Consider the following 20,908-nt stretch of genomic DNA (forward strand, 5'->3'; position numbering starts at 1 on the left):
ATTTCGTTAATTAAAATGTGTTATTTATGAATATAACCAAGGATTATAAAATAAGGTAAAATATTTGTGGTAAGCAACCACACGAGAAGAGACATTTTTTATTTATTGATTAATTTATAAAATTACCTATTGTGTTCACAGAGAAAGACCTAAATGACATTAAAGAGAAAGGTTTGACAATCGCTGCCATAGAAAGGCAACTTGTCAACTTTGAGAGAGGGTTTCCATTTTTTAATATCGTTAAGCCTGCCACACCAAACAATGGCATTATTCAATTGCCTGTAGAAGCTGTCAACAAGCTTGTGGACGAATACCCTTTAAAAGTATCAGAGAAAACAATCGTTAAGTTCACCCCTGCTTCCGGCGCAGCTACCCGTATGTTCAAAAAGCTTCATGAACTTAACAGAGGCATTATTAATGTAGAGGACTTGGATTCTGAATTATTGGAGATCTTCGACAATATTGACAAATTCGCGTTTTACGAAGAGTTGAAATCCAAGCTAAACGAAAATGGCTATGCCATCGACGATGCATTAAAAAACAAAGACTATCTGACCATCGCTAAATTCATATTAGATAAGCCTGGTTTAAATTATGGAAATCTACCTAAGGGATTATTGAAATTCCACCAATACGGAGATTATTCCAGAACTCCATTTGAAGAGCATATCATAGAAGGAATTGAATATTGCCAAAATGGAGACAGAAAGGTAAAGTTGCATTTTACAATTTCACCTGAACATCATGAAGCTTTTGAAAATCACTTAAATGAGACCAAAGCTTATTATGAATCGGAATTCAACATCAAATTAGATATTTCTTTTTCTTATCAAAAGCCTTCCACAGATACAATAGCTGTAGAACCAGATCTAACTCCTTTTAGAGAAGATAGCGGAGAAATTCTATTCAGACCAGGTGGACATGGCGCTTTGATAGAAAACTTAAATGAAACGGACGCGGACTTGGTTTTCATCAAAAACATAGACAATGTCGTTCCTGATCATTTAAAAGAAACCACTTATACATATAAGAAAGTGTTAGGCTCGGTGCTCGTTGATTATCAAAATAAAATATTTTCCGCTCTAAAAAAACTAGAGAACGAAAATATCTCGGACAATGAACTTGACGAAATCAATACTTTTGTCGAAGAGCAACTTTATGTCCATCCATACGACAAGGCTGAAAATAAAGAAGAGCTAATCGCCTATCTCAAGCAAAAGCTTGACAGACCATTAAGAGTTTGCGGAATGGTGAAAAACCTAGGAGAACCTGGAGGCGGTCCATTTTGGGCAATTAATGCTGACGAATCCGTTTCACTACATATCGTGGAATCGGCTCAAATCGACCTAAACAACCCTGTCAAGAAAAATATTTTTAGTGAGTCAACACACTTTAATCCAGTAGATATTGCATGCGGCCTTAAAAATTACAAAGGAGAAAAGTACGACTTATTAAATCACATTGACCATAACGCTGGTTTTATTACAAAAAAATCAAGAAACGGTCGTGAAATCATTGCTCAAGAACTCCCTGGCTTATGGAATGGGGCTATGTCTGACTGGAATACCATATTCGTTGAAGTGCCATTAATAACATTCAACCCAGTTAAGACAGTCAACTACTTGTTAAGAGATCAACATCAAATTAACCAAAAAAAAAATACAATGGTTGAATTTGCTTAAACAATATAAATTAATCAATAATCAAATAAATTAAATCAAAAGAGGTTCCTTAACAGTTACCTCTTTTTTTAATTCTATTTTTCCAACTCTTTTATTCTTTCGTAAACAGGTGGGTGAGAATAATTCACAAAAACAAACCAAGGATGCGGTGTCAAATTAGACAAATTAGTTACGGTCAACTTTTTCAAAGCACTAACAAGATATTTACCTCCAAAAGTCTGCTTTGCATATTCATCAGCTTCAAACTCATTTTTTCTACTAATTACATTAAATAATAGACCTAAAAGCTCAGAAATAGGTCCAATCAACAACATAAAAGCTATCAAATTTAAAATCAAAGTGGGAGTTGTCAATTGACTGCCTAAAGCAACAGACAACTGAATATTCTGAATAAAAAATGACAATACAAACAAAATCGCACCTGTCTGAATGATAGACATTACCAAGCCTTTGACAATATGCTTTTTCTTATAATGACCTACCTCATGCGCCAATACGGCTACAAGCTCTTCATTGCTAAGTTTTTCGATCAAAGTATCAAACAAAACTATCTTTTTCACTTTTCCCATTCCTGTAAAATAGGCATTCGCTTTAGATGAACGTTTTGATCCGTCTATAACAAAGACTCCCGAAAGAGGAAAATCCACCTTTTTGGAATAATCACTAATCGCATTTTTAAGCTCTCCCTCTTGAAGCGGAGTAAGCTTATTGAAGAAAGGCACAAATAGCTTTGTATATAGTAAATTGATAACAATTGAAAAAACAGTTATAAAAATCCAAAACTTCCACCAAAAGCTTGAGCCAAACCATTCAATTAAAAAAAGCAACACACCCAAAACAATCCCGCCTACTACAATCGCCATTAAATAGCTCTTAAGTTTATCAATAAAAAACAGCTTAGGTGTTGATTTATTGAATCCAAATCTCTCTTCAATATTGAAAGTTGAATAATAACTAAAAGGCAAGCTTAATATATCTGATAATATATAAAGCGACCCAACGAAAACTAATCCATGGACAATTTGATTTGAAAAGTGATGCATGATAAAATCACTATACTCCCCCAACCAGCCATTGATCAATAATATCAGAATAATCAAGATATCCAATACTGATTTAAATGTCCCGACCCTGTTTGTTGCTTTTTGATACTCTTTGCTTTTATCATGCTCCAAAGACGTATAAATCCCTTCCAACTCTTTTGGCAAAGGCTTCAATCCACTTTTCAAATTCAGATAACCCAAAATAGAGTCAACAAAAAATTGAAAAATCAATATTGATATTATTACTATTAAAATTGTATTCATTCTTTTTTCAAATTTACAACGCATTAAAAAAGCTCCTCATGGAGCTTTGTATTTAATATTCTTGCCAAATTAAATATTCTTAGAATTGAGGACAAGGAATGTTTCGTATATGTTTAGGCGGTCTTCTAGGATCTCCCGTAAACAATGAATACGAAATAGATATCTCATGAGCCCCCCCTGACTGAATCCCTATTTCTGACAATGTGTAATCAAAACTATAACCTACTTTAAAATCATTCATTGAATAGCCAATTAAGAAGACCAATGACTCGTGATTGCTTTTTCCTTCAACAGCTTTAAAAGGAACCCCTCTATACCACATACCCAATACAATCGGTTCAACTGTCAAATACATTCCCAAATCCATTTGGTCAAACTCGCCTTGTTTTTTGTACAAAATAGTAGGTGTAAAAGAATATTCTCTTATCACATTTCTTCGCCTCTTTGACAATACAAATTTATAACCTGCTGTAGCGGCAAACTTAATCGGTAAAATTTCCTGATCCAAACCTGATAAAGACTGGTCAGGTTGGGTTAAATGATCCGCTGAAACTCCTAACCAGAACTCACCCGTATATAAAACTCCTCCAAACCCTAAATCAAAATAATTCTTCGCTTGGCCATCTATATTGGGATTTCCATCTGGATTTGGCAGACCAGTATCTGGATCTATTCCTGTTCCAAATACTAATTTTGAATAATTAGCTGATTGTCCAACATAACCTACTTTTATGCCGGGCCTGAATGTTACTTTATCTGAAATTGCCAATTGGTATGCATAAGTCAAATGAATACTATTCAATCCGATCCCATAATTGCTTACCCTATCCCCTAAGAATATAATCCCAACACCACTGTTATAATCCTCAAAATAATGATCTGCAAAAGCCGAATAAGTTGTAAAGTTTGCTTCCAAAGAAGGCCACTGATTTCTATAATTCGCTCCAAATCTTGTCAACTGAGTAGCTCCTGTGAAACCCGGATTTAAATAAAGCGGTGCTGAAAAAAATTGAGAGAACTGAGGATCTTGAGCTCTCGCATCATTCACCGAGCCGAAAACAACGAATATTACAACGAAAAAAAATAAAAATACTTTCCTTAATATCATAAATTTATTCATTCTATAGAAAACAAATCTTCACATACAAAAAAACCAATAGTTCATTATAAAGTTTAAATAATATTAAAGGGTAAACTAAATTATTCTTCAACTTCATAAAATATGGTTTTTTACCCTTCCCTAAGCCTCAAGTAAGCAAAAATATATGACAATTCTCAATAATTATATGAATTACTCTCCCGAAATTCCTGAAAAAAATTATATTTGATAAAATATAAAATGACTTTCAGTACATTTTTGATGACACTTTAATTAAGAAACCCTTAAAACTTACACATATATGAATAATGTCGGCTATATTCATTTTGCATTAAAGTTAGTATTGTTTTTATTCATTTTTCCTCCTTTGCATGCGCAACAAAACTCTGTTGTCAACAACAATGAGTGGTACTTGTCAGAGCACAGGCTGATTGTTGGCCAATTAGGCGATGAATACACCGATTCACTTCACATTTCACCAAATAACTTGAATGAAAATGGGAATACTGCAGTAGCCTTCTCTCCCTTGAGCGATGAATTGTTATTTTATTCAGATGGAGAAACAATCTACAATAGGAACCATCTGCCCATGGAAGGAATTTCAATAAATAATTCTAGCGGTTATAATCAAAGAGTTGCTATAGCAAAATCGCCTAACAACCCTAACCACTACTATTTATATGTCAATTATGGAAATGTTGACATTTACACGATAGACATGAGTGATCCTGGAGGAGGAACTAACAATTTGCCATTCGGTAGAGTAATCAACAGAACTCAAAATGCGATAAACAATACTAGTGAAGGCATGCACACTTTCTCATCAGAAAACAATCAATATTTATTGACTCAAACTGGATCTGAGATCAAAATTTTTGAAATTGGCGACAACTCATCTCTAACAGAAATTAGTTCTTATCCACTTGCCAGCAACTCAATCCAGAACATTTCTACTTACTCCACAGACAATGAAATCATAATATTAAGCTCACCTAAAGGCTCAAATCAGTCGACTCGTATTCTTAGTTTCAATCCTCAATCCAACTCTATTGAAGCTCACGAAATTGATCTCATCCCTAATACTGGAGGTGCGACAGGTACTTATGATGCGGAAATGATAAACGATAGCATTGTCTATATTTCTTCATCCAATGACATCTATGAATATAATTTGAACCAACCGAATGCTCCAATTCGATCTATCAAGCCTTTTGATTATGAAATCGGCGAAGGCTTTGGATTGCAAAAAGCGTCTAATGGAAAAGTTTATTTTTTACACTCCCGAGAAGGACAAAGCAATATAAGTTTAGCTGTCATACAACCTGAAGTCATTATTGCCGACAACCCAATGACTCCAGATGTTGATGAATCTGAAGAAAGTCTACCATTTGAATTTAACACAGCAAAATATCAAGATGAAAATATTGGAGCGAAACAATTTCCTTCTTTCTTGCCTGAACAAGAACAAGAAGATATTACCTTCAACTTAACCCAAATCGGCAAATGCACCAATGAGCAAGTAAAACTAGTTCCTCAACTTGAGAAAAATGGAGAAACGATCATTGCTAATGAATATACTTGGTTGATCAATGGAGAAGCTTATGATGCCGCGATCCCTTCAATCTCCTTCGAACAAGCGTCAGCCAGTGTTACCCTTATCGCTACTATCAATGGTCAAGAACATGTATTCAATGAAAACATATCTTTAATCGAAAACCCTTTAGTTCCTGACAGTCTAATAACAAATCTTGACGGGAAAACTGACACTACAATCTGTAAATCTCAAATCCCATTCACATTGGAAGGAACGAATGCAGAAGCTTACAGATGGTCTACGGAAGAAACGACTCAAAATATCGAAGTATCAACATCCGGCAGATATTGGTTAACTGCCGCTCAAAATGGTTGCACAGCGAACTTTGAAGTAAATGTCCAAGTTTTTGAAGAAGAATTGCCTGAAGAACAACCGACGATTGGAAAGTGGTACTTTGGAAATTCTGCTGGAATCGATTTTGACAATCCGCCAAACGACTCTCCGAGGCCATTGGACAATAGCCTAATCAACAGCCCTTCTGGCGCAGAAACTGTTTATAACGAGAAAGGAGATGTTATTTTTTACACAGATGGCGAAAATATTTGGGGGGACCAAATAAGGGATGGAAATGATAACACGCATGAAGAAATTGATAATAACATAGGTGGACAATTCAATTCAAGTCAAGCTGTCAAAGTAATGATGGCTTATCAAGAGTCCAACAAATATTATGTATTCACAACAGAGAGTGTCGAGAGCAAGGATCATTTCGACTTGAAAGTTACAGTTGTGAATGTAACTGGAGTGGAAAACAGCACTCCCATAGAAATTTTAACAGAAGAAAAAGATCAACTTCTTTTCACTAAAAACGCTGAACGCATCGCAGTCACCGGAGGTGGCAACTCACCTGGATGGATGGTTACTCATGATTATTCATCAAACACATTCAGAGCTTACCCAATAGACACTATGGGAATTGGCAACCCTGTATACAACCATATAGGAGCTATATATGATGTTTCTAATAATAACGCAGCTATTGGAGAAATAGAGTTTAGCGGAGATGGGTCAAAAATTGCCGTGGCATATTCAACTAATGAAGGGAACTTCATTGAGCTATTTGATTTCGACCAAGAAACAGGTCAAATGTCCAACTATGCTCAAATTCCTTTGGGAGAAGACGATCTCCAAGCATATGGATTAGAATTTTCACCTGATAATCGAAAAGTATTCGTCACACTTAAAGGAGAAAGTAGGTCTGTATTAAAAGAAGCTTATATTGATTACAGCAGCATAGACATTGATGGTCAACCAACTCCAAACCCTGACTATCTGGAAGAAATTCTTGATCCTTCAAATGTTTCCACTGTAGCTAACATCTCTGGTGAAGCAGGTCATATTTCTACCGCTCCCAACAATCAAATTTATGTGGCCATAAACGGCAGCCAAAGCTTAGGCAGTATTCAACCAAACTCTGAAAAAGGTCAAAGCTCGAATTTTAACGAAAATGGATTAGACTTGGGAGGCAACACATCCACACTTGGCTTGCCTTCTTACACAACCCCTCCTCCGTCGAATTCCTCTCAAGAACCTAGTTTGACTGTGGATGGAAACTGTCTTGGAATCGAAACTGAAATGTCTGCTTCAGGCAAAACAACTTTCGATGTATTTAACTGGAATTTTGGCAATGGACTTTCCGCTCAAGGCATGCAACTTACTGACACTTCACAAATTTACCAATCACCTAGCGAGTACATTGTGCAAGTTAGAATAACGAATAAATGCGGAATGGATACCACTCTATTCCAAAACATAGAAATTTTCGAAAACCCAGACGAACCTACAGTTGGAAACTATGGTATTTGCAACGATATTGAAATTCAAGCTTTTGACAATAAAACAGATAACGAACTATCAGCTTTGGACATTACATGGACTGACTTTGAATCAGGTGATGTATTAAACGGGAACACTATTTCGGTAACGCCTGAAGACAAAGTTTATATTCTTGAAGTGAGCAACGAACATGACTGTAAAAGCTCTGATACTGTTACTGTATTGGATTATCGACCTAACCTTGAGCTATCAGATTTATCTATCTGCCAAGATGAGGAAGATCACACGCTCAGCACATCATTATCCGAAAGGTATGGACATAGATGGTTCATCAATAACATTCCACAAAACACAGAAACCAACTCTTCAATACAAATAAATGCTTCTATACCTGGAGAATATTACTATAAGGTTGAAGTTATTGACCCGGATAATCCAGAAGGGTGCGTGACTACAGACAGTGCCTTGATTATAATAAATGCTAATCCACAATTAACAGCCAGCACAACAAACACACAATGTGGAGATAGCGATGGAACGATAACATTAAATGGGAATAGCACTTTTGATTATGCTTGGGAAGATGACACTAATATCAACTCAAATGTAAGAACTGACCTAGCTTCAGGAATTTACAATGTCATTATCACAAATATCAATAATGGCTGTACTCAGGAAATCAACAACATAACTGTCGATGATGATGCAAATTATGACTTCACATCTAACGACTCTCAGATTCAATGTAATGGAGATCTTGAGATCGAAGTCGAAAGCTCCAATACTTCTTCGGACTTCCAAGGAACCTATACGATAAACTCTCCATCAGGCGAGGAAATTGACAATGGAAATGTTAGCATTAACGTTGGTTCATCGCACCCATTTAATGTAACAAATCAAAATTTATCAGGTGAATACAATATCTCCTTTATAGATAATTCAGGCTGCCAAAAATCTGTAAAAGCAAATGTTCTAGCCAAAGACAGCATTGAAATCAATTTAAACACAACTGAACTTGTCAAATGCTCCAATGACGACGACTCTCAATTTATCATCGAAAATCATTCCCCTGAAAACAAATACACTTGGTATGACATAAATGGAAACAGCAGCAATGACAATCCATATAATCCGCAAAGTGGAAATGGAGAGTATCGATTAGTAGCAACACCAAACGATCCTTCTACAGGAAAATGTCCATCAGAAATCATAGCTAGCTCCACGACATATAATACCCCTGATATTGATTTTGACATTACAGATGATTTCTGTAATGATGGCTTTATCACTCTCAATGGAACAATAAATAGCAATGGACAAAGCTTCAGAGAAGAATGGTTTGTCAATAATTCAAATTCTCCAGATGGGTTTTCATCCAGTTTCATCCATGATGAATCAGGAGAACACACATATACATACAAAGTAACTGAAACGACTACTCTATGCTCCAACTCAGTCACTAAGGATTATGAAAACCCTACGCTCATTGAATTCGCGCTAAACGCAAAACCAGCATGTCTTCCAGCTGATGAAAATCCTATTGAGCTTGAAATTGATTTAGTTTCACCTGAAAATGACGATAATATTATATATGAATTCTATTTAAATAAAGACGACGATTTGCCTTCAAACCCAAATAATGAATCAATATTTATCACAGACATTTTTGAGATCGAAGAAGGCAAAGTCATTGTCAAGGGAGAAGGTGATAAAGTATGTGAGGCCGAGCAGTTATTCTCCGTAAGTAGAGAAACCGAAGATATAACACTAAAGATTTTGGTTAATCAAAACAATCAAGTGATAGACACGCTTCAAGAATCTGGTAATTTGATCGTAGTTACTTGCACATATGATAGCGATCCTGATTCTCTCAAAACTTTAAATACTCTTAGTTCTCTTTATTCCAACTACCATTGGAAAAACAAGTCTAATGACTTTGAATCAAACGAAAGCACATTGGAACTAGATACTGAAGAGAAAATCGGGTTATATAATTTAACAGTTGAATCATTAACAAAATGCGAATATAAAATTGACTTCACTGTATCTCAAAATTGCAGACCAACTCTTGTATTGCCTAATGCGTTTACTCCATCACAATTAAACAATAGAGTATTCCGTATTGCATATGATAAATATATTTCCGACGACGGGTTCGAATGTTATATCTACAATAGATGGGGGGAATTAATCTTCTATTCTGATGATTACCAATCTTTCAAATCCGATAAATCCGACTTGAACTTCAACGAAGGAGGCTGGCAAGGAACCACACAAAATGGTGACGACGTTCAACAAGGAGTTTACACCTTTATAATAAAATACAAAAGCATTTTTGAGAATGACCCGGAACTATACGAAAAGCGGGGCTCTGTAATTCTACTCAAATAAAAGCTTAAAATGGCAATCTTTATCAGGTTGCCATTTTTTTATGCATATGACATTATCAACCAGCCATCAAAATCTTGGGCTCTTTCACTTTTCTCTGTGAGCCCATAATTCAAAACACCATTCAAGTCCTCATCAACATATTTTGATCTCAAAGCTGGAGATGTCGCCATTGGCAATCCCAGACCACCTCGCATCGGAGCAGAATCTAAGACAAATCCATCAGACCATTGGCCTTTCATCATTAACAAAGCATCATTCAAAGCTTTTGCTAACCTCAAAACTCCTGGCTCTAAAAGATTCACCTTAAATGTCATATCTGAATCAATATCAAAATCACCTTCACCCCAATACGCAGATTCTGACAAATAAGCTTCGCTTGGTACAATAATTTTCACATCACTTCCTGCTCCAGCACCTTTCGCTCCCGCTTTCGACTTACTTTTTGAAGAAGCAATAACCTCAAAATACCCTCTCTCTCCACTCTTATCTTTTCTTTCTAACAATGTCACTTTTTTCCCTGCTTTTAGGAAAACATCAGTCAATAAACTTCTACCAAAATCAAAGTTTAACAACTGGAAAAAATAAGTTCTCAAGCGATCTCTAACTCGCCCTTTCAAATCGCTCTTAAACAAACTAGTATTTTTCAACCTTTCCCAAATTCTAACTGATTCATCACCTAGACCTAAACCAGCAAAAGCCTCCCCATTCAATTCACCGGTCACCATATCCAACTCCATGTTTACAAGATCTAGATATGCAAATAAAGGAGGCATAATTGCATAATACTCTTCATAGTCAAAGCTACTTCCGACAAAATAGGGATGCTCACTGTGCCAGCGATAAATCGCTTTTTGCATACTAATCAATGTAGCCGCTTTATCCCTTAACACTGATAAGTCTTTGGACATCGACATCTTCTGATATGAATTGATTAACTGCCTGATAGGCTGTAAAGAACCATGTTCTGCCACTCTCGTCGACTTGCCTTTAAACAGAGCTTTGAAGCTTTTAACACTAATCAGACCTATAAAACTATCATCTTCAAACTTAATCCTTGCCTCTAAGCGAGCATCCTCATTGCGCTTTATATCTTTTCGTTTAAAGTCTGGATGTTTCCAAAATGAATGAGAAGCATCTTTAGAATAATCAGGCAGTGGCGCATCCATTTCATAATCTCTTTCAGGGCTTGAAAGCACAACAGTCATGGGTACTGGCACATCAAAATAAGGCCCTACTTTACTTTCATGATAAGTTTGTCCGACAGATCGGCCATACATTTTATAATAGCCCGTCTGATGCGGCTGAACATTAAGAGTCTTAGCTTCCAAATACTCAAAATACAAGTCCTCAACCTCTTCCATTCCCGCCGCGATTGCCCCCGCATTATGATTGATGTCCAAATTGCTCATTCGATCGACATCTAGTCCCATTCGCCTAAAGTAATGTCTTTTCTGGTCTACCTCCAGATCCATACGCCTTCTCAGTTCGATAGTCACATAATCTTGTCCATCTAAACTCTCCGCCATTACACCTCCGTGGTAATTCCCTTGCTCAAACATCGCCAAGTCCTCTTTATTCGTAGACTTCAAAAAGGTAACGATAGAATCCCCTACACGAGGTTGAGCGTATTGGTTAACACCAAGCCTTCTTTCAACAGCATCCATGCTGCTTCTATTATTCTGATATAAATCCGAATACGCTCGTTCAAGGTCATTATTCTCCTCAAAGCTCATATCCGCTTTTAGCTGATCTCTAATTTGTTCATCAGATAGTGTTGATGAATCACTATTCAAAAACAACTTAGTCAGCCCTCGAATTCCCATCACATCACCTTCCACTCCGGCCAAATTAGCCTTATTATCATCATCAACAAGAACAGGCTGTCCTATATCCCCATGAAACCTTATCCCAAGAGGCGTCTTGTGTTCTACTTGACTACTGTACCCGAACATATATCTCGTTGGATCAGAACTAGCACCTCTAAAGGGCATATTCACAAATATATTTTGCCTTTTTGTCTTCTCGCTAACACCGCCTTCTTCATTTGGGATTGCCTCCACCTCCAATAATTTAATAGCATTAGCCACCAAAGTATTTCCCGTTGGCAATAATTTAAGACATGACCTTTGCCTGCTCAATACTTTATTTGTTTTGAGTATAATTTCAGGATGAGCGAAAAACTGTTTGGGCCTTAATTTACCAGTCACGTCCAATACAGCCAAGGACATGTCATTCGAAAAAATATAATTGGCGGCATCTTGTTGCACTTCGCCTCTTAAATTATCAATCACCATGTATTCTATCCCTCCCACGACAACAGGTTGAAGATCACTCATCTGAATCTCCAACTTATCGCCTATATACTCAACATGCATATCTTCTTTTTCCTTGGATGGGAAAAAGCCTTGAATTGGAGCCATAGAAATACCTCCACTTCTCTTGGGCATACTATTTTTCGCACTGCTCACTTTCGCAACGGCAATCTCTTTCATATCAAATAGGATCCATACTACAGAGACTAAACTTCCCAAGTATTCCTTGGTTTGAAACTCAAGGCGCTAAAAATAAAAAAGGCCTATCGGAACCGATAAGCCTCATTCTTGTATATTACTTTTTAATTGCTAAGAACCAACAATAACACCAGCAACTGTAGCTGTCATCATACATGCCAGTGTAGCTCCCAACAATGCTTTCATACCCAACCTTGACAAATTCGCTTGCTGAGAAGGCGCGAGACTTCCTATTCCTCCAATCTGAATTGCTATAGACGAAAAGTTTGAGAAACCACACAAACCGTAAGTAGCAATAATAATTGACTTCTTGCTTAATGCTTCTTCAGCTATCATTCTTGACAAGTCTTTGTAAGCCACAAATTCATTAATGACTGTCTTTTGACCAAACAACGAACCGATCTGAAGCGATTCTGACCATTCCACTCCCATTGCCCAAGCAAAAATCCTGAAGAATTGCCCCAGAATATATTCCAAAGAAAAACCGCTAAATGCGCCATTAGTACTTGCAACTACCCATTCATTAATACCTGTCAACTCTCCAATAACTCCTGATAAAAGATAATTCACAGCATAAATCACAGCTATAAATGCCAACAGCATACCACCAACATTCAAAGCTAGCTGCAACCCGTCCGAAGCTCCTCTTGACAAAGAATCTATAAGATTAACTCCCAATTGATCGCTGTTCACTTTCAACTTTTTATCCACCTTTTCAGGCTCAGTTTGCGGTATTAATATTTTCGACATGACTACGGCCGCAGGCGCATTCATGATTGAAGCACTCAACAAATAAGCCGCGAACTTGGCTTTTTCAGCCTCGCTATCACCTCCAAGAAAAGTAACATAAGCAGCCAATACACCACCTGCAATAGTTGCCATTCCCCCAGTCATCAAACACATTAATTCAGAATATGTCATTCTTGAAATAAATGGCTTAACTAATAAAGGCGCCTCGGTTTGCCCTAAAAAGATATTTCCAGCTACCGACAATGACTCGGAGCCTGATAATCTCATCGTTTTAGACATTATCCATGCAATTCCAAAAACAAGCTTTTGCAACACTCCCAAATAATATAACCCAGCAGATATCGTGGAGAAAAATATAATAGTAGGCAATACCTGAAAAGCGAAAATCACCCCGTACTTATTCGTTGCCAAGTCGCCAAATAAAAACTTAGCGCCATCAATTGAAAAGCTCAAAAACTTCACAAAAGCTTTGCTAACAAGCTCAAAACCTGACGCCACAAAAGGAACCTGTGTTATTAAAAGTCCAAAAAGTACTTGTAATGCTATCCCTATCCCCACTAATTTCCAATCTATCTTTTTCCTGTTCAATGAAAAAATCGTTGCAACTCCTAAGAGCACAGCGATTCCCAGGAAACCTCGCATTATCTCCATCTCATCTATAATTATTTGAATATGTTGATTTAATTCCGTTTGTTGATTTCATCCCTTATTTTAGCGGCTTTCTCATAGTCTTCTTTTTCAATTGAATCCGCCAACATCTTATTCAGCCTATCCAAAGAGATAGATTGGAATTCACCTTCCTTGCCTTTTACTACCGCTGATTTTTTCTCTGGAGCTGTTTGTTCTGCCAAATTCTCCTCCGCTTCTCCTTGAATTTCTTCATCTTCATCGGATTGTTCAGACAATTCAATAGAAGCTTCATTCATAATCGACTCATTGGTAAAAATAGGTGCATTGAATCTAATTCCAATGGCTATTGCATCAGATGGCCTAGCATCAATTTCCATATTCTTCTCTCCATCATTGCAAATGATTTTCGCGAAGAACACTCCTTCCTTAAGGTTATGAATATAAACTTCCTTAACTATGAAATTAAAAGAATGAGCAAAAGACTTAAACAAATCATGAGTCATTGGCCTATTAGGAATGATTTTCTCAATTTCTATAGCAATAGCTTGAGCTTCAAACATGCCGATTATAATCGGTAATCTTCTTTTTCCTCCTTCTTCGCCTAAAACAAGCGCGAATGACCCTGATTGTGATTGGCTTGATGACAAGCCAAGGATTTCAAGTTTAACCTTATCCACTTAAATGTTATTTTTCTTTAATTTTTCTGATAGCTTCTGTAAGCTTTGGCACAAAAACCATTGCATCGCCAACAATCCCATAATCCGCTACTTTAAAAAATGGAGCTTCAGAATCTGTATTAATTACAAAAATTTTATGAGAACCGTTTACTCCTGCAATATGCTGAATTGCACCAGAAATACCAACCGCAATATACAAATTTGGACTAACTTTTACTCCCGTTTGCCCTACATGTTCATGATGCGGACGCCAATTCATGTCTGAAACAGGCTTACTGCATCCGGTTGCGGCTCCAATCTCAGCGGCAAAATCTTCCAGCACATTCCAATTTTCCGGTCCGCCCATACCTCTACCTCCCGAGACTATAGCGTCAGCATCAGACAGAGACATCTGTGTTTTAGCTTGCTCAATGCCAAGCAATTCTGTATTAAGGTCTTCAACTTCCTCGATATTCAATTCAACTATCTGAACTTCTTGACCCTGAGATAAATTAGGCTTCACAACATTCTTCTTCACCAATAAAACTGAAGCACCATTAATTTCAACTTTAATGTCCGCAAAAGCTTTTCCTGTATAAACCGCCTTGCTTACTTGTATAGAATTACCTTCTCTTTCTGCCAGTGTTACAACATTGCTAACAAAAGCTGAATCTTTTAGCGCTGAAATTTGTCCTCCTAGTATATTATTATCAAGATTCTGAGACAATATGTAAAATGAAACATCGTCCCCTATTTTTTCTAATATCGATTTTAATATTTCAAGATTCAAGTTTGCAAAGGGGCAATGATATACTGTCCCGACACTGCCTTTTCCCAACACCTCCAAACTTTCCCTAGCGACATTCCCTAGAACTAATACCTTTACATCTTCCCCAATCTTTTCTCCCAAATCCACACTATACGCCAACACTTCATCACTGCTATAAGGGATTTCATGTCCATCTACTTTTATAATTGCTAATACACTCATGCCTTAATCTTTTAATTCAAATCTAATTCATCAACAATGGCTTTTGCCGCTTCATCAATTTCATCTTCATTAAATATTCTAACACTACCTTTTGGTTTTGGCAGATGGTAAGATGTTATTTCCATATTCTTTGCAGTCTGCGAACTCGGTTCAAGAATTTCCATAGGCTTCGTTCTAGCGGTCATTATCCCCCTCATATTTGGAATTTTCCATTCTGCTATTGGTTCTTGACAACCCAAAACAACAGGCAATTTAACTTTCAACTGCGCAGTTCCACTATTCATTTCCTTTTTCACATTCGCAACACCTCCACTAACCTCCAAATCCATTATTGGCGTCACGCAAGGCAAATCCAAATATTTAGCGGTGAGTATGTGCACAATCCCTGAACTAAAATCAATTGTTTCTCTACCCATCATAATCAAATCAAAAGATTTATCCTTTGCATAAGCCGCTATCTCCTTTGCCACCTCTTGGCTGTTAGTTGGCACTATATTTATCCTAACCGCATCATCCGCTCCTATTGCTAACGCTTTCTTCAATGAAGGCTCTGTAGATGAATCTCCAACTGTCAATACTGTAAGACTTCCTCCAGATGCTGTTTTAAGATCCACCGCTTTCGACAAAGCATAATCATCATAAGGCCCTATTATATATTGCACACCTTCCGAATTGAAGCTATTACCATCATCAGTAAAAGAAATCTTTGCAGTAGTATCAGGCACATGACTTATACAAACTAAAATTTTCATATTATCTTTGTTAAAAAAACGACCAAAATGAATAAGGACAGAATAGAGCAACTACAAAACTTTTTAAAAAATGATCCCAACGACCCTTTTTTATTGTATGCTCTGGCAACTGAATATAAATCCAAAGACAAAAACTTAGCCAAGAAGTATTTTGACAAACTCCTCGTTGAGTTTCCTGATTATTGCGGAACCTATTTCCATGCGGCGGCTCTTTATGCTGATTTTGATGAAATTGACAAAGCAAAAAACATATACGAGGAAGGCATTTCACGTTGCGAAAAAAACAATGAACAACATCATCTTAGAGAGTTGAAAAATGCCTATAATAATTTTTTAATTGAATTCGATTTATTCTAATACCAATCAGTATTTAACATTAAATCAAGTATTTGTTTAACAATAAAACAATTCATCAAAAACAACTTTTACTCTTGCTCAAAGAATAATAAATTTGTAAGCTGCTTAATTTTAAAATCTCAAAACAATAACGAAGATAATGCATATCGCTGTTGCTGGAAATATCGGGTCTGGCAAGACCACATTGACAAAAAAACTTGCTGAAAAATACTGTTGGGAACCAAAATTCGAAGATGTAGAACATAATCCATATCTAGAAGACTTTTACAATGACATGGACAGGTGGTCATTCCACTTGCAAGTCTACTTTCTAAACAGCAGGTACCAACAAGTCCTAAAAATCAGAGAAAGCAAACAAGCTATCATACAAGATAGAACGATTTACGAGGATGCTCACATATTCGCTAAAAACCTTAATGCCATTGGGCATATGACAAACCGTGATTATAAGAATTATTTGGATTTGTTTGACTGCATGACCCAATTCATTCAAGCTCCAGATCTTCTGATTTACCTAAAAGCGGACATTCCTAAACTACAAAAACAGATTTCATTAAGAGGCCGATCATATGAGAATACTATACCAGAAGATTATTTAACCGCGCTTAATGTTCATTATAATAATTGGATAGAAAATTACAAAGAAGGGAAAGTTTTGGTGCTTGACGCCAACAGCCTGGATTATGAGAATAATACTTCAGACTTTGAATACGTGACCTCTGAAGTTGAAAGCAAGCTAAAAGGACTTTTTGCAACGATATAGAATCCAATTTTATTATGCACATAGCGATAGCAGGAAATATAGGCTCAGGCAAAACAACACTCACGCAACTGCTTGCAAACCATTTTAATTGCAATGCAGAGTTCGAATCGGTTGAAAACAACCCTTATTTGTCTGATTTTTACACAGACATGCCAAAGTGGGCTTTTCATCTTGAGCTTCATTTTCTTAACAGCAGATTCAGACAAACAAGAAGAATTCAACAATCCAATGAATGGGTGGTTCAAGACCGGTCTATTGATGAAGGAGTTCATATATTTGCCAAAAATCTCTTCGACAGCAAATGCTTGTCAAAAAGAGATTACAATACTTATATGACACTATACAATTTCATGTTGGAACAAATCAATAGCCCTGATTTGCTAATTTACTTAAAAGCCGATATTGATAAATTAGTTTCTCAGATTAAAATGAGAAACCGCTCATTTGAACAAGAGATCCCCGTCACTTATCTAGAAAACTTAAATGCACTTTACGCGGAATGGATAAACACCGTTCCTAAAGAAAGGTTGATGGTCATTGACATCCAAAGCACGGATTTCAAAGAAAATCCTAATGACTTTGAAAATATAGTGACTAAAATCGATTCTTTTCATTCACAAAGAGTGTAAATAAACAATGAGTGACCTCTTTTTACATGAGTCTATCATTGCTGATAAACTCAACAAACCCACTAGGTTGGACAAATACTTGTCAATAACCATAAAAAATAAGAGTCGGTCAACGATACAGGATTACATCAAAAAGGGCAAAATCAGGGTAAATACTAAAATGTCAAAAAGCAATTATGTCGTTAAAGAAGGTGACTTAATTGAACTGTTTGAAACATATGAAAAAGAAAATGGCATTAAGCCGATGAACTTTGCCTTGGACATCATTTTTGAAAATGATCACTATATCGTCATTAACAAACCATCAGGGATGCCTATGCATCCCGGCCTTGGGAATTATGACAACAGTCTGTTAAATGCTTTAAGTTTTCATTATAACAACACCAAACAATTCGAAAACCTGCTTGAGGATTCATTAGTCCAAAGATTAGACAAAGACACAACAGGCTTAGTTGTTGTTGCCAAGACAAAAAAAGCATATGAAGGACTTTCAAAACAGTTCCAGAACAAGCAAAACCTTCAAAGAACTTACTACGCTCTGTGTTGGGGTACATTCAAAAACAAAAAAGGAACGATTCGAAATTACATAGGCAGAAATCCAAACAATTTAAAATCGATAGAAGTGTCAAAGGATAAAAGCTTTGGCAAATTAGCAGTTACTCATTATGAAGTATTAAAAACTTCAAATAACTTTTCTTGGGTCAAATGCACATTGGAAACTGGCCGAACTCATCAAATACGTGTTCATATGCAGTCAATAAACCATCCTCTTGTGGGAGACTTAAGATATCAATCGAAGCTTTATCCTCAACGCAACACTCCCAAATCTATCAAGCATCACCTTCTCCATGCCAGTATACTACAATTCAGCGATCCCGAAAGCTCAAACTTATTAACCTATGAAAATGATCCTGATTGGGGTGATTTTCAATTATAACAAGCATCCTCGTCCACTGGCAATTTATCAATCCGCCCAAAGCAGATACTCATGGGAGAAACTCATCCATTTTCATTATTAGAATTAATGATTGCATAAATAAAAAAAAAATAAAATTATGTTTTGTTTTTTACTTCAAAAAGATCAAATTTGGAAAACAAGGAAGAGGAAAATTTCCTATCCTTATTTACTCTAACAACAGAATTAATAGAATGATCTCTCTCCTCACTCAAAATATAATCGTCATTACTGTGAATGTCATTGACGTCATTATTATTGAATAATGAGGGAGGATTTGTATTATTATATAAAAAATTATAAAGCCTTTCTCTTGAATCAAATAAGAGAAAGGCTTTTTTTATACCCTCAACCTAAATTTACAACGAAGAACACTGAATCAAGAAATGGAAAAGGATCTTAACAAGTACAGCCAGACGATCACTCAAGATGAGTCTCAACCAGCCTCTCAAGCAATGCTATATGCTGTGGGCCTTGAGGAAAAAGACATGAGCAAAGCTCAAGTTGGCATAGTCAGCACAGGATATGAGGGAAACCCATGCAATATGCATCTAAACGGACTCGCTGACAAAGTCAAAATAGGCGTCCAAGAAAATGGCTTGGTTGGTCTTGTTTTCCATACTATTGGAGTAAGTGATGGTATTTCGAACGGAACTCCCGGCATGAGATACTCTCTTGTTTCTAGAGACATTATCGCAGACTCTATTGAAACCGTTGTAAATGCGCAATACTATGATGCGGTAATTCCTGTAGTAGGTTGTGATAAAAATATGCCTGGAGCCATGATCGCTTTGGGAAGACTTAATCGACCTGGGATATTGCTATATGGAGGAACAATCAAATCCGGGAACTGGAAAGGTGAAAAACTAAATATTGTATCCGCTTTTGAAGCATATGGAGCTAAAATGAAAGGTGCAATTTGCGAAGAAGACTTCAAAGGAATCATTCAAAACTCCATTCCTGGAGCAGGCGCATGCGGTGGAATGTACACTGCAAACACCATGGCTTCAGCAATCGAAGCTTTGGGTATGACATTGCCGTACAGTTCTTCAAATCCAGCTGTAAGCGATGAGAAGAAAGTTGAATGCATCAGCATTGGCGAAGCCATCAAAAACTTGATGATCAAAGACATCAAGCCAAGAGACATCATGACTAAGGAAGCTTTTGAAAATGCTCTAACAGTCATTATGGCATTAGGTGGATCTACGAACGCTGTATTGCACATGATCGCTATGGCAAGATCAGTAGATGTGGATATCACTATCGATGATTTCCAAAGAATAAGCGACAAAACTCCATTTATCGCTGACCTCAAACCAAGCGGTAAATATTTGATGGAAGATCTTCATGATATTGGCGGTTTGCCTTCATTTATGAAAATGCTACTTGAAGAAGGCTTCTTGCATGGGGAATGCTTAACAGTTACTGGGAAAACTTTAACTGAAAACCTTGCGGAAGTTCCAGATCTACCGGAAGGGCAAGATTTAATCAGACCAATTTCCGACCCAATCAAGCCTGAAGGCCACTTGCAAATACTTTATGGAAACTTGGCATCAGAAGGTTCTGTGGCAAAAATCACAGGCAAAGAAGGGTTAAAATTCGAAGGTCCTGCCAGAGTATACAACAATGAATTTGAAGCAATCGAAGGTATAAAAAGCGAAGTCAAAGAGGGTGAAGTCATCGTCATTAGATACTCAGGACCTAAAGGCGCTCCAGGCATGCCGGAGATGCTCAAGCCTACAAGCGCTGTCATGGGCTCTGGATTAGGTAAAAATGTGGCGTTGATAACTGATGGTAGATTCTCCGGTGGTTCTCACGGTTTTGTAGTAGGCCACGTAACTCCTGAAGCTCAAGAGGGAGGAATGATCGCCTTGGTTCAAAATGGAGACATCATTTCCATCGACGCAGTAAGCAATCAAATTAATGTTCACCTCTCGGATGAAGAGATAGAGAAGAGAAGAAAGGAATGGGTTCAACCACCATATCCAGCCTCAAGAGGTGTCTTAGCTAAATACATCAGATCAGTAAAATCCGCTTCAGAAGGATGTGTAACTGATGAAATTTAA

Annotated in this window: 14 protein-coding genes; 7 read left to right on the forward strand and 7 right to left on the reverse strand. The window is 36.9% G+C overall.

Annotation, left to right across the window (positions count from 1 at the left end):
• The first annotated feature begins 131 nt into the window (after positions 1 to 131).
• Positions 132 to 1,682 carry a DUF4301 family protein gene (locus tag AABK36_RS12350; RefSeq protein WP_309938641.1) on the forward strand — a complete coding sequence of 517 codons (1,551 nt, stop codon included), beginning with the start codon at positions 132 to 134 and terminating at the stop codon, positions 1,680 to 1,682.
• A gap of 74 nt (positions 1,683 to 1,756) precedes the next feature.
• Here AABK36_RS12350 and AABK36_RS12355 read toward each other — a convergent pair whose 3' ends face one another.
• Both AABK36_RS12355 and AABK36_RS12360 read right to left on the reverse strand, forming a co-directional pair.
• Positions 1,757 to 2,989 carry a M48 family metallopeptidase gene (locus AABK36_RS12355; RefSeq protein WP_309938640.1) on the reverse strand — a complete coding sequence of 411 codons (1,233 nt, stop codon included), beginning with the start codon at positions 2,987 to 2,989 and terminating at the stop codon, positions 1,757 to 1,759.
• 79 nt (positions 2,990 to 3,068) lie between these two features.
• Complete coding sequence (locus AABK36_RS12360) at positions 3,069 to 4,097, reverse strand: PorP/SprF family type IX secretion system membrane protein (protein WP_309938638.1); 1,029 nt, start codon at positions 4,095 to 4,097, stop codon at positions 3,069 to 3,071.
• A gap of 292 nt (positions 4,098 to 4,389) precedes the next feature.
• Between AABK36_RS12360 and AABK36_RS12365 the strand changes: the two genes are divergently transcribed.
• Positions 4,390 to 9,849: a T9SS type B sorting domain-containing protein gene (locus AABK36_RS12365; protein WP_309938637.1), complete on the forward strand. Its 5,460-nt coding sequence runs from the start codon at positions 4,390 to 4,392 to the stop codon at positions 9,847 to 9,849.
• Between the two features lie 38 nt (positions 9,850 to 9,887).
• Here the strand turns inward: AABK36_RS12365 and AABK36_RS12370 are convergent, their stop codons facing one another.
• The 5 genes from AABK36_RS12370 to AABK36_RS12390 all read right to left on the reverse strand — a co-directional run bounded on the left by AABK36_RS12370 (position 9,888) and on the right by AABK36_RS12390 (position 16,138).
• A complete protein-coding gene (locus AABK36_RS12370; protein WP_309938634.1) occupies positions 9,888 to 12,380 on the reverse strand; it encodes a hypothetical protein in 2,493 nt (830 codons plus the stop codon).
• 90 nt (positions 12,381 to 12,470) lie between these two features.
• On the reverse strand, positions 12,471 to 13,760 hold the full coding sequence (locus tag AABK36_RS12375) for a NupC/NupG family nucleoside CNT transporter (protein ID WP_309938632.1): 1,290 nt from the start codon (positions 13,758 to 13,760) through the stop codon (positions 12,471 to 12,473).
• Positions 13,761 to 13,789: 29 nt separating this feature from the next.
• Positions 13,790 to 14,416: a bifunctional nuclease family protein gene (locus AABK36_RS12380; RefSeq protein ID WP_309938631.1), complete on the reverse strand. Its 627-nt coding sequence runs from the start codon at positions 14,414 to 14,416 to the stop codon at positions 13,790 to 13,792.
• 7 nt (positions 14,417 to 14,423) lie between these two features.
• On the reverse strand, positions 14,424 to 15,386 hold the full coding sequence (locus tag AABK36_RS12385; RefSeq protein ID WP_309938629.1) for an electron transfer flavoprotein subunit alpha/FixB family protein: 963 nt from the start codon (positions 15,384 to 15,386) through the stop codon (positions 14,424 to 14,426).
• Positions 15,387 to 15,397: 11 nt separating this feature from the next.
• Positions 15,398 to 16,138 (reverse strand): electron transfer flavoprotein subunit beta/FixA family protein, encoded by a 741-nt coding sequence (locus tag AABK36_RS12390; RefSeq protein WP_309938627.1) that lies wholly within the window; start codon positions 16,136 to 16,138, stop codon positions 15,398 to 15,400.
• Positions 16,139 to 16,165: 27 nt separating this feature from the next.
• Here AABK36_RS12390 and AABK36_RS12395 point away from each other — a divergent pair, with 27 nt between their 5' ends.
• From AABK36_RS12395 to ilvD, 5 genes are all read left to right on the forward strand, one after another.
• Positions 16,166 to 16,495: a tetratricopeptide repeat protein gene (locus AABK36_RS12395; RefSeq protein ID WP_309938625.1), complete on the forward strand. Its 330-nt coding sequence runs from the start codon at positions 16,166 to 16,168 to the stop codon at positions 16,493 to 16,495.
• A gap of 139 nt (positions 16,496 to 16,634) precedes the next feature.
• Entirely contained in the window at positions 16,635 to 17,258 is a 624-nt protein-coding gene (locus tag AABK36_RS12400; protein ID WP_309938624.1) for a deoxynucleoside kinase, read from the forward strand.
• A gap of 14 nt (positions 17,259 to 17,272) precedes the next feature.
• Positions 17,273 to 17,887 carry a deoxynucleoside kinase gene (locus AABK36_RS12405; RefSeq protein WP_309938623.1) on the forward strand — a complete coding sequence of 205 codons (615 nt, stop codon included), beginning with the start codon at positions 17,273 to 17,275 and terminating at the stop codon, positions 17,885 to 17,887.
• 7 nt (positions 17,888 to 17,894) lie between these two features.
• A complete protein-coding gene (locus AABK36_RS12410) occupies positions 17,895 to 18,824 on the forward strand; it encodes an RluA family pseudouridine synthase (protein WP_309938622.1) in 930 nt (309 codons plus the stop codon).
• Positions 18,825 to 19,228: 404 nt separating this feature from the next.
• Positions 19,229 to 20,908 (forward strand): dihydroxy-acid dehydratase, encoded by a 1,680-nt coding sequence (gene ilvD / locus AABK36_RS12415; protein WP_309938621.1) that lies wholly within the window; start codon positions 19,229 to 19,231, stop codon positions 20,906 to 20,908.

This window comes from Aureibacter tunicatorum, assembly GCF_036492635.1.
GTDB lineage: Bacteria > Bacteroidota > Bacteroidia > Cytophagales > Cyclobacteriaceae > Aureibacter > Aureibacter tunicatorum.